Below are 1010 nucleotides of genomic sequence, written 5' to 3'. Positions count from 1 at the left end.
GTAGAAGCCTTGATCCTTGACCCTGAAAGCACCGGAGAGATCGAACACCGGCAGGCCCTTGGCGAGAAACTGGGGCGCAAGCGTGGCGCTCACCTCGTGGGCGGTGGCCAGCAGCACCAGATCGGCCTGGGTCAGGATCCGGGTCATGCCATCCTCGTCCAGCGGCAGCAGCGGCAGATCCAGCGCACCGACCCACTGGGGATGGAGAGAAGAGAAAGGCTTGTGCGCATCCTGGCTGCCGGCCGACACGTAGAGGCCGAACAGCTTGAGTTGTGGATGGTTCTGGACCAGTGCGGCCAGTTCGGCTCCCGCGTAGCCACTGGCACCGACGATAACGGCGTTAAGCATTATTGAGTATTCCAAGTCAGGGTTCGAAATTCACAGCATGGCGCTGCAGACAGTGCAAGGGGTGAGGAACCGCCCCTTCAATGCAACGAGTGCGGAGGGGCAATTCAGGCGGGGTTGTGTCGTCGGTTATAGATCAGGTGACAGAACATTAACTTTCCCTTACAACTAGAAGCCTTGTTGATGAGCCACGAATTCAGGCAAACTCACAGAATATTCATGCACTCACTTTGCATTTGTATTTTCTAACAGAAACATTCCGGTGACGCAAGGAGGAGCTGATGGCCAATCTGGATTTTTTTGCACTTTATAAGAATATTATTGCGATTCCCTCCATAAGCAGCACGGATCCCCGCTGGGATCAGAGCAACGAGGCGGTGATCAGACTGCTGGCCGACTGGTTCGGCCAGCTCGGCTTCCACTGCGAGGTGACGGCGCTGCCGGACCTGCCCGGCAAGTTCAACCTGGTGGCGACGATCGGCCAGGGCGAGGGCGGCCTGCTACTGGCTGGCCATACCGATACTGTCCCGTTCGACGAGGGCGCCTGGAGCAAAGATCCCTTCAAGGTGACCGAAGAGGGCAACCGCCTGTATGGCCTCGGCACCATCGACATGAAGGGCTTCTTCGCCTTCATAGTGGAAGCGCTCAAAGAAATCGATCTCACC

1 protein-coding gene and 1 pseudogene are annotated in these 1010 nt (G+C 57.3%); one reads left to right on the top strand and one right to left on the bottom strand.

What is annotated here, in order from left to right; translation table 11 throughout:
• Positions 1-348: pseudogene (locus AAC083_RS21375) on the bottom strand (N-acetyl-gamma-glutamyl-phosphate reductase); the annotation flags it as partial.
• 278 nt (positions 349-626) lie between these two features.
• On the opposite strand from AAC083_RS21375, the gene AAC083_RS23475 reads away from it, so the two are divergent.
• On the top strand, positions 627-1010 hold a 384-nt coding region (locus tag AAC083_RS23475; protein ID WP_258224820.1), incomplete at its 3' end, for a M20/M25/M40 family metallo-hydrolase.

This window comes from Aeromonas sp. HMWF014 (assembly GCF_963878295.1).
Classification (GTDB): Bacteria; Pseudomonadota; Gammaproteobacteria; order Enterobacterales; family Aeromonadaceae; genus Aeromonas; species Aeromonas popoffii.
This window is presented reverse-complemented; position numbering and strand designations above follow the sequence as displayed.